The organism is Stackebrandtia sp., assembly GCF_035643755.1.
Taxonomy (GTDB): domain Bacteria; phylum Actinomycetota; class Actinomycetes; order Mycobacteriales; family Micromonosporaceae; genus Stackebrandtia.
In genome coordinates this window covers 1-9,853 of sequence record NZ_DASQPW010000003.1, presented here as the reverse complement: position 1 = coordinate 9,853, position 9,853 = coordinate 1, and the positions used below count along the sequence as shown (strand labels likewise).

The following is a 9,853-nucleotide window of genomic DNA, read 5'->3' as shown; positions in this document are numbered from 1 at the left end:
GACGCGGCGCCACTGCGAGAACTGTTGGCGCACAGCGAGACCGCGAGGGTGACCGCGACCGTCGACGACGACCCCGTGGCGGTGCGCGACGCGGCCACCACCACGGTTCGCGTGGCGGCCACCGCGCACACCATCAGATCGGGCCGCGCCACCGTGAACCTGTCGGTGCGGGTGGTGATCATGGCGGGCGGGCGGCACGCCAAGCGGTGGCTGTCGCTGTTGCCCGGCCAGAGCCTCACCGTCACGGGGCACGCGGCGCGCGACGACGGCGCCGAGGCGGCGGGACGGGGCAAGACGAAGCGGGCGGGAGGAAGCGGCGGGGATTTGGTGGCGGCGACCGTGTGGACGCGAGGCCCGCCCGCCACGCACGGCGGTCCGCCGAGGTGGCAGACCGCCGCGGGGGACCTGCGGCAGGGGCTGCGGGATGCGTGCGCGGGGCTCGATCGGGACGTGGGCGGTTTGCTGCCCGGACTGGCGCTGGGGGATGTGAGTCGGCTCGATCCGGCGGTGGCCGAGGACTTTCGTGGCGCGGGGCTGACCCATCTGACGGCGGTGTCGGGCGCCAACGTGGCGATCGTCGTGGGCGGAGTGGTGGGGTTGGTCGCGGCGTGCGGGGCGGGGCGGCGTACGCGGGTGGTGCTGGGGTTGATCGCGCTCGGGTGCCTGGTCATCGTGGTGCGGCCCTCGCCCAGTGTGTTGCGGGCGGCGGTGATGGGCGGCATCGGGCTGGTGGCGCTGCCGGGGCGGGGCACGGCGGTGGCGGTGCCAGCGCTGTCGGCGGCGGTGTCGGTGCTGATCGTGTGGGATCCCGCCCTGGCCACCGATCTGGGGTTTTGTCTGTCGGTGGCCGCGTGCGCGGGCCTGGTGTTCTTCGCCAACCGATTCGCGCGGGCCTGGACGCGGCGGGGCTGGCCGCCGTGGCTGGCGCAGGCCCTGGCGGTGCCCGTGGCCGCCGAGCTCGCGGTGACGCCGGTGCTGGCGGCCGCGACGGGCACCATCTCGCTGGTGTCGGTGCCCGCGAACCTGTTGGCGGCGATCGCGGTGCCGCCCGCGACGGTGCTGGTGGTGCTGGCGACCGCTGTCGCGCCACTGTGGATGTGGGGGGCCGAGGCGCTGTGCTGGCTGGCCGCGTGGCCCGGGCGGTGGCTGATCTTCGTGGCGCATCGCTGCGCGGGGGTGCCGTCGGGGTCGGTGGGCTGGTCCAGCGGGGCGCCAGCGGGATTGCTGCTGGCCCTGGGGATCGCGGCGTGCCTGGTGGCGCTGCGCACGCGGGCGGGCCGCCGGCTGCTGGCCGTGGTGCTGCTGGGCATCGTCGTGGGCGTGGCACCCGTGCGCTGGTGGGCGGGGCCCTGGCCGCCCACGGGCTGGGTGATGGTCGCCTGCGACGTCGGGCAGGGGGACGCCATCGTGCTGCCCACGGGCGACCCCGACACCGCGGTGGTGGTGGACGCGGGTCCCCGTCCGCGGCCGGTGAACCAGTGCCTGCGCGACCTCGGCATCGACCACGTGGCGATGCTCGTGGTGAGCCACTTCCACGCCGACCACGTCGGCGGGGTCGCGGGCGTCTACCAGGACCGACGCGTCGACCGGGTCCTGATCCCCGCGTACACCGATCCCCCCGAGGGCTACCGCCGCGTCAAGACCGCCGCCCACGGCGCCGACCTCGCCGTCGCCGCTCCGGGCGCCGCCTACCAGGTCGGGAGGCTGCGCCTCGACGTGCTGACGGCGGGCGACGGATTCCACGGCACCCGATCCGACCCGAACAACAACTCGGTGGTGATGCGCGCCGAGATCGGCGGCGTCTCGCTGCTGCTGGCGGGGGACGTCGAACGCGACGCCCAGCAGGCCCTGCTGAGATCTGGTGCGGCCCTTGACGTCGACGTGTTCAAGGTCCCCCACCACGGTTCGTCCTATTTCGACCCCGCCTTCTACGAGGCGGCCTCGCCCACGGTCGCGGTGATCTCGGTGGGCGTCGACAACGACTACGGCCACCCGCACCCGTCCAGCCTGCGCCAACTTCGCCACGAGGGCGCCACGGTCCTGCGCACCGACCGCCAGGGCAGCGTCGCGGTCATCGGCACCGACCACGGCCTGGAGGTGATGGCCCACGGCCACGCTTGAGCGGCCTGTCGGCGGCGCGTGCGAAGATGACCGCATGGCAGCCGCGAACGGGATCCGACTGGTGCTGGGCGACGAGGAACTCCTGGCCGAGCGCGCCGTCGCCGACGTGGTCGCCGACGCCCGCGACACCGACCCCTCCATCCAGACCCACCGCGCCGAGGCGGGTGACCTCACCCCCGGAGAGCTGCTCACCCTGATCAGCCCGACCCTGTTCGGCGGCGGCAGCGTCGTGGTCGTCAACTCCGCCCAGGACGCCAAGAAGGACCTGTCCGCGGCCCTCCTCGACTACGCCGCCTCCCCCGACCCCGGCGTTCGCCTGGTGGTGGTCCACGCGGGCGGCGCCAAGGGCAAGGCCCTGGCCGACGGCCTGCGCAAGGCGGGCGCCGAGGTCGTCGCCGCGTCCAAGATCAAGCGCGCCAACGAACGTGTCGCCTTCGTCAAGGAGGAACTCCGCCGCCTCGGCGCCCGCGCGGGCAATCCCGCCGCCGAGGCCATCATCACCGCGGTCGGCCACGACCTCCGCGAACTGGCCAGCGCCTGCTCCCAACTCGTCGCCGACACCGGCGGGAAGGTCACGGTCGAGGAGGTCAACAAGTACTATCGCGGCCGCGCCGAGGTGACGGGCTTCGCCGTGGCCGATGCCGCGGTCACGGGCAACACGGGCGAGGCCCTCAGCGGCCTGCGCTGGGCGATGTCGGTGGGCATGGACGCCGTCCCCCTGGCCGACGCCCTGGCGACGGGGGTCCGCAACATCGCCAAGGTCGCGGGCACCCGCGGCAGCGGCTACCAGCTCGCCTCCAGCCTCGGCATGGCCCCCTGGCAGGTCGACAAGGCCCAACAGCAGGCCCGCGGCTGGAGCCCCGACGGCCTGGTCACGGCGATGCGCGCCACGGCCGACCTCAACGCCGCGGTCAAGGGCGGCGCCGAGGACCGCGGCTACGCCCTCGAACGAGCCATCATGACCATCGCCGCCGCCCGCGGCTGACCTCAACGGCGACGCGCCGATCGAGATCGCTTGTCGGGCAACAAACCCCGCCAACGGACGTACAAGGGCTCGTGTCGTCGACCTCCATGGGCACGGCACGTCGCCCGGCCGCGACGCTGCCCGGCCACCTCGACCTCACCAACCACTGTGGATCATGGACCTGCTCGATCGCTCCAATTCCTCGTCGTGTCGCCGAGGAACCGGAGTCGCCAGACGAGAGCGGAGCAGTGATCCCGTTGGCACCCCAGCGGTGCGGCACGACGCGTCGTCGGAGCGCCGTTGCGGCTCGGACGCCTGGGCGGCGTTCCCCTCATCGGTCCTGTTTGGTGTCACGGAAACCAGTACGAATGCGTCGCATGGCAATGCACGTCGGCCGTTTGATGAGGGCGCGGGCGTGGGGTTTTCCTTCGCATTGCGTGTTGGCGGGGCGGGACCCAGCCCGCGCGCGTGGCGCGAGTCGCGGGCGCACAAACGCTCGGCGCCTCGGGCGAGGCGCCGAGCGGGTGGCTTGGGGTTTTAGGCGGCGAGCTTTTTGGCGATGGCCGACTTGCGGTTGGCCGCCTGGTTCTTGTGGATGACGCCCTTGCCGACGGCCTTGTCGAGCTCGCGGCTGGCGACGCGCAGCTGGGTGGTCGCGGCGTCGGAGTTGCCGGACTCGACGGCGTCGTGGAACTTCCGGATCTCGGTCTTCAGCGACGATTTCACGGCCTTGTTCCGCAGCCGAGCCTTCTCGTTCTGCTTGTTCCGCTTGATCTGGGACTTGATGTTCGCCACGCCTGCAGCCTCGGTCTCTTTCGTACGGTGGGATGTTGCGAGTCAATGTTTCGGTGGATCAGTGGGCGCGCGGGTCCGTGTCGGCCACGCGCGACAAGCCAGCCTACCAGCCGCGACGCGAGGCCAGCCAGTCGAGGGCGGCCAGGCCGTTCCAGCGCTGGTGCCGCCTGATGTAGGGCGACACGTTTTCCATCAGGGGTCGGTCGGCGTTGCACAGGTAGTAGCCGACGCACGCGGCCAGGACCGCGTCGAGCTGTTCCTGACCGACGTCGGCGGCGGTGGGGTGCTCCCAGAACATGCCCTCGGCGTAGTGGCCGTCGCCGTGCGCCAGCACCAGGAAGGCCACGGTGTCGAAGAACGGCGCCGCGACGTTGAGCATGGTCCAGTCGCAGATCCACGCGCGGTCTGTGCCCAGGATCATGTTGTCGGGGCGCAGATCGCCGTGGATGACGGAGCTGCCCTGGATCGCCTCGGCGAGGTTGCCCTCCATCCAGGCCAGCTCGGGCAGGTGGCGCTTGGCGAGGTCGGGGAGGTTGGGGGGCGCGGGTTCGGTGCCCGATTCGATGGCGCCCAGGGATTCGAAGCCCTCGGTGGTGAGCGGTTCGACGCCGAGGTCGATGAGGGGACGCGGGGCGGGCGTGAGCGCGTCGGCGGCGTCGGCCCAGGCGCGCAGCATGAGCCGCAGCGCCTCGGGGCTCAGGGGGAGCTTGGGCGCCACCCCGTCCACGGCCTCGAAGCCGAGCACGACCCACTCGTCCACCTGTGAGGTGAAACGCAGCCGCGGCGCGGGGACCGCCTCGGGCAGCGCCAGGTTGTGGTGGGCCTCGTACGTATAGGCGTTGAGGACGAACGGCAGGTGCGGTCCCGCGGCCTTGACGAACATCGACTCGCCGCTGTCGGAGGTGAGCCGGGCGGCGAAACCCCCGGTGAACCCGCCGCCGGCGAGTCTCACCTCGACGGGTTCGCCGCCCAGGTGCGCGGCGATGTCGGCGCGGACGGCCGCGGGCAGGGTGTCGTAGCGCGGGCGCACCGCGGTGGCGTCGTAGGGAACCGGCTTGTCGAGTGGGAACCTCATGGGCAAGGATGATGAACGATTCCCGCGCTCGTGACAATGTGATTGCGGTGTCGACCACGTGGGATCATGAACGACGGACCTGTCCCACACCGACGAACGGACGTGCCTTCCGTGAACTACGCGCCCGGCGCCACGGATCCCCAACGGATCCGCAATTTCTGCATCATCGCGCACATCGACCACGGTAAGTCCACTTTGGCCGATCGCATGCTGCAAATCACCGGCGTCGTCGAGCAGCGCAAGATGCGCGCGCAGTACCTCGATCGCATGGACATCGAGCGCGAGCGCGGCATCACCATCAAGAGCCAGGCGGTGCGGATGCCGTGGCGCCAGCGCGAGGGAGGGCGCGCCGGGGACGAGTTCGTCCTCAACATGATCGACACCCCCGGCCACGTCGACTTCACCTACGAGGTGTCGCGCTCGCTGGCCGCCTGCGAGGGCGCGATCCTCCTGGTGGACGCCGCGCAGGGCATCGAAGCGCAGACGCTGGCCAACCTGTATCTGGCCATGGACAACGACCTGACGATCATCCCGGTGCTCAACAAGATCGACCTGCCCGCCGCCCAGCCGGAGCGCTACGCCGAGGAGCTGGCCCACCTGATCGGCTGCGAGCCCTCGGACTGCTTCCAGGTGTCGGGCAAGACGGGGCAGGGCGTGGACGCGCTGCTGGATTCGATCGTCACCCAGGTCCCGGCGCCGGTGGGCCAGGCCGACGCCCCGGCCCGGGCGATGATCTTCGATTCGGTGTACGACACCTATCGCGGCGTGGTCACCTACGTGCGTGTCATCGACGGTCACCTGTCGGCGCGCGAGCGGATCGCCATGATGTCGACCGGCGCGGTGCACGAGCTGTTGGAGATCGGCGTGATCTCGCCGGAGCCGATGAAGTCCGCCGGCCTGGGCGTCGGCGAGGTGGGCTACCTGATCACCGGCGTCAAGGACGTCCGGCAGTCCAAGGTGGGCGACACCGTCACCGGCGCCCACCATTCGGCGACCGAGGCGCTGTCGGGCTACGCCGAGGCCAAGCCGATGGTCTACTCAGGACTGTATCCGATCGACGGTTCCGACTATCCCGATCTGCGCGAGGCGCTCGACAAGCTGAAGCTCAACGACGCCGCGCTGGCCTACGAGCCCGAGACGTCCGCCGCGCTGGGCTTCGGCTTCCGCTGCGGCTTCCTCGGCCTGCTCCACCTGGAGATCATCCGCGAGCGGCTGGAGCGCGAGTTCGGCCTCGAGTTGATCTCGACGGCGCCCAACGTGGTCTATCAGGTCGAGATGGACGACGGCGAGGACATCGAGGTCACCAACCCCAGCGAGTTCCCCGAGGGCAAGGTCGCCGTGGTGCACGAGCCGATGGTGCGCGCCACCGTGTTGACCCCCACCGACTACGTGGGCGCGGTGATGGAGCTGTGCCAGTCGCGGCGCGGCACCATGCAGGGCATGGACTACCTGTCGCCGGAGCGGGTGGAGCTGCGTTACACCCTGCCCCTGGCCGAGATCATCTTCGACTTCTTCGACCAGCTGAAGTCCAAGACCCGCGGCTACGCGTCCCTGGACTACGAGCCCACCGGCGACCAGATCGCCGACCTGGTCAAGGTGGACATCCTGCTGCAGGGCGACAAGGTGGACGCGTTCTCCGCGATCGTCCACAAGGACCAGGCGTATTCCTACGGCGTGCGGCTCACCGAGACGCTGCGCAAACTCATTCCGCGCCAACAGTTCGAGGTGCCGATCCAGGCGGCCATCGGCTCGCGCATCATCGCGCGCGAGAACATTCGCGCGATGCGCAAGGACGTGCTGGCCAAGTGCTACGGCGGCGACATCACCCGCAAGCGCAAGCTGCTGGAGAAGCAGAAGGAGGGCAAGAAGCGCATGAAGATGGTGGGCCGCGTCGAGGTGCCACAGGAGGCGTTCATCGCCGCGCTGACCACCGACGCGTCCGCGGTGGACAAGGTGGCCAAGAACAAGTAACGCCGCGAAGCGGCTCAGCCGGGTCGACACGGTGCGCAGGTACTCGATCAGCTCGGGCGGCTCGTGCACCTCGAAGTCCACGTCGAGCCCCAGCAGCCAGGCCGCCAGCCCGTCGATCCAGTTGGAGCCGGTGCGCAGCACGCAGGTGTCGTCGTTGATGGATTCCAGCTCCCCCCAGCGTTCGGGAATCCGGGCGGCGATCACCGCGATCGGCGCGTGCAGGACGTAGCGGGCCTGGTAGCGCTGGTTGCGCCACGCCGCGTAGGTCTGCACGGTGAACTCGGGGATGTCGCGGGGCGCGAAGCTCGGGCCCGAGGGGGTGCGCGGCTCCATGCGGTCGACGCGGAAGTTGCGCCAGTCCTCGCGGTCGATGTCGAAGGCCATCAGGTACCAGCGTTGTCCGGTGTGGACGAGGCGGTGCGGTTCGACGTTGCGGATGCTCTGAGTGCCGTCGTGCGCCCGGTATTCGAAGCGGATGCGCTCGTGGTCGCGGGCGGCGGTGGCGATGACGGCCAGCGACTCGGCGTCGACGGGGGAGCGGCTGCTGGTCGTCGACACGGTGACGGTCTGCAGGGCGTTGACCCGGGTGCGCAGCCGGGGCGGCAGCACCTGTTCCAGTTTGGTGAGCGCTCTGACCGAGCTTTCCTCGATGCCGGTGATGGAGCCGCCGGCGGCGGTGCGCAGGCCGACGGCCACGGCGACCGCCTCCTCGTCGTCCAAAAGCAGCGGTGGCATCTTGGCGCCAGCGCCCAGCTGGTACCCGCCGGCCACGCCGGGGGCGGCGTTGACGGGGTAGCCCAGCGAGCGCAGCTTGTTGACGTCGCGGCGGACGGTGCGTACGTCCACCTCAAGGCGGTCGGCCAGGTCGGCGCCGGACCATTCGCGGTGGGCCTGTAGCAGGGACAGCATGCGCAGCAATCGTGCCGATGTGGGTAGCATGCCCCCAGTCTGTCAGCTAACGCGGACAGGCAATGTCCTGAATCCCGCGCGGTTCGGCGCCGTCCCCGTGTTCTGCGGATTCGGTGTCGTCTACAGTTTCGGCGGGCGGCATGGCGGTCGGATCGCTCGCGCCCCCACTTTGACCCGACAAACTGTAGGGTGAACTCGATCCTCAGTGCTGTGTGAAGGACCCCTGTGAGCCAACGAGAAGGCGGCGCCCCGACCCCCATCGAGCCGCGACCCGATCCGGACACCGACGGACCGCGATTCAGCGTCGTCGTACCCGCGCACAACGAGGAGGCGCTGCTGCCGGAGTGCCTGAACGCGCTGCTTCGGCAGGAGGTGCCCGGGGGGTTCGAGGTCATCGTCGTCGACAACGCCAGCACCGACGCCACCACCGCGGTCGCGCACCAACACGGCGCGATGGTGGTGCGGGAGGAACGCCCCGGCGTGTGCTTCGCCCGCAACAGCGGCACCCTCGCCGCCAAGGGGACCATCGTGGTCTCCACCGACGCCGACACCACGTTCGCCGACGGGTGGCTGTCGCGCATCGACGCCGCCTTCCGCGCCGACTCCACATTGGTCGCCGTCGCCGGGCCGTGCCGCTTCGTCGACGCGCCGCGGTGGGGCCGCTGGTACGCCTCGCTGCTGTTCGGCTTCGTCAACGCGATCTACCAACTCACCGGCCGCATCGTCTACGTGACCGCCACCAACATCGCGTTCCGCCGCGACGCGTGGACGGGCTACGACACGCACGCGACGCAGGGCGGCGACGAGGTGGGACTGCTGCGGCAACTGCGATCGCGCGGCCGGGTCAGGTTCATCGTCGACAACCCGACCTTCACCTCGCCGCGGCGGATGGAACGCGGCCTGTTCTACAACCTCTTCGTCACGGTCTTCTACTACTACCTGCTCGGCTACTGGCTCAACCGCCTGACCGGGCGCCGGATCATCGGCACCGCGCCGCACATCCGCCAACGCGCCCGGTTCACGTTCCGGCAGCGCGTGGCCTTCATGTCCATTCTGGTCGCCCTGCCGGTGACCCTGTACCTGGTGGCGCATTGACATCCCGCCGCGCCAAGCGCCTGCGGGTGCTCGGCGCGCTGTCGGCGACCGCCCTGGTGCCCGGCGCGCTGTACTGGCTGTGCATGTCGCCGTACTCCCAGGCGCTCGGCCGCTTCCCGTACCGGGGCAGGACCCGCCAGCGGGTGGTCGCGCTGACCTTCGACGACGGCCCCAACGAGCCGTACACGTCGCAGATCGCCGATTACCTTGACGCCCAAGGCATCCGCGCGACGTTCTTCCAGGTCGGCAAGGCCGTCGCGCGCCACCCCGACGTCACCCGGCGGCTGCTGGACGGCGGGCACGTGATCGGCCACCACGGCAACGCGCACGACTTTCCCGTCTACCTGCGTAAGAGCAGCCTCGACACCGACATGCGACAGGCGACCGCGATGTTCGAGGCGCACGGCATCCGGCCCGCCCTGTACCGCCCGCCGTGGCTGCTGCGCATCCCGGCCCTGTTCGATCTGGTGCGGCGGGAGGGAATGCGGCCGGTGTCGGGGGAGTTCTGCCACCCGCTGGAGGTGCTGCAGATCGCCCCCGGCCGGATCGCCCGCACCGCCGTGGCCAAGGTGCGGCCCGGCAGCATCGTGATCTTCCACGATGGACACGACGGTCACGCCGGCCCCCGGGCCAGCACGGTCGCCGCCGTCAAGATCGTGGTGGAGGCGCTGCGGGACAAGGGATACCGCTTCACCACCGTCGACAAGCTGCTGGGCGTTCCCGCCTACCGGAGCTGACCCCGGGTCGTCAGTCGAAGAGCCGCAGCTGGTGGGCCCGGGCGGCGGCCTCGAGGCGGCTGGGCACCTCGAGCTTGGCGAGAATCCGCCCGACGTGCACGCCGACGGTGCTGGCGGAGATGAACAGCTCCGCGGCGATCTGGCGGTTGCTGCGTCCCGATGCCAACAGCCGCAGCACCTCCCACT

General features: G+C 70.6%; 8 protein-coding genes and 1 pseudogene. 5 read left to right on the top strand and 4 right to left on the bottom strand.

The window, feature by feature from the left end; translation table 11 throughout:
- Positions 1–2,121, top strand: a 2,121-nt coding sequence (locus VE172_RS00165; RefSeq protein ID WP_324795415.1) for a ComEC/Rec2 family competence protein, incomplete at its 5' end; no start/stop codon positions are given.
- Positions 2,122–2,155: 34 nt separating this feature from the next.
- On the top strand, positions 2,156–3,106 hold the full coding sequence (holA, locus tag VE172_RS00160) for a DNA polymerase III subunit delta (protein ID WP_324795412.1): 951 nt from the start codon (positions 2,156–2,158) through the stop codon (positions 3,104–3,106).
- A 516-nt stretch (positions 3,107–3,622) separates the two neighbouring features.
- Here holA and rpsT read toward each other — a convergent pair.
- The gene (rpsT, locus tag VE172_RS00155) at positions 3,623–3,880 is read right to left on the bottom strand and encodes a 30S ribosomal protein S20 (RefSeq protein ID WP_324795409.1); all 258 of its coding nucleotides are present in this window, start codon (positions 3,878–3,880) and stop codon (positions 3,623–3,625) included.
- A 103-nt stretch (positions 3,881–3,983) separates the two neighbouring features.
- A complete protein-coding gene (locus VE172_RS00150) occupies positions 3,984–4,955 on the bottom strand; it encodes a phosphotransferase (protein ID WP_324795406.1) in 972 nt (323 codons plus the stop codon).
- Between the two features lie 66 nt (positions 4,956–5,021).
- On the opposite strand from VE172_RS00150, the gene lepA reads away from it, so the two are divergent.
- Positions 5,022–6,926, top strand: coding sequence for a translation elongation factor 4 (gene lepA, locus VE172_RS00145; protein ID WP_414715040.1), 1,905 nt, complete (start codon positions 5,022–5,024; stop codon positions 6,924–6,926).
- 3 nt (positions 6,927–6,929) lie between these two features.
- On the opposite strand, the pseudogene VE172_RS00140 reads toward lepA, so the two are convergent.
- Positions 6,930–7,865: pseudogene (locus VE172_RS00140) on the bottom strand (helix-turn-helix transcriptional regulator); the annotation flags it as partial.
- Between the two features lie 195 nt (positions 7,866–8,060).
- On the opposite strand from VE172_RS00140, the gene VE172_RS00135 reads away from it, so the two are divergent.
- Together VE172_RS00135 and VE172_RS00130 are read left to right on the top strand one after the other, a co-directional pair.
- Positions 8,061–8,930 carry a glycosyltransferase family 2 protein gene (locus VE172_RS00135; protein WP_324795403.1) on the top strand — a complete coding sequence of 290 codons (870 nt, stop codon included), beginning with the start codon at positions 8,061–8,063 and terminating at the stop codon, positions 8,928–8,930.
- On the top strand, positions 8,927–9,667 hold the full coding sequence (locus VE172_RS00130; RefSeq protein ID WP_324795400.1) for a polysaccharide deacetylase family protein: 741 nt from the start codon (positions 8,927–8,929) through the stop codon (positions 9,665–9,667). Before VE172_RS00135 ends, VE172_RS00130 begins: the two co-directional genes overlap by 4 nt.
- A gap of 10 nt (positions 9,668–9,677) precedes the next feature.
- Here the strand turns inward: VE172_RS00130 and VE172_RS00125 are convergent.
- On the bottom strand, positions 9,678–9,853 hold a 176-nt coding region (locus VE172_RS00125), incomplete at its 5' end, for a response regulator transcription factor (RefSeq protein WP_349258203.1).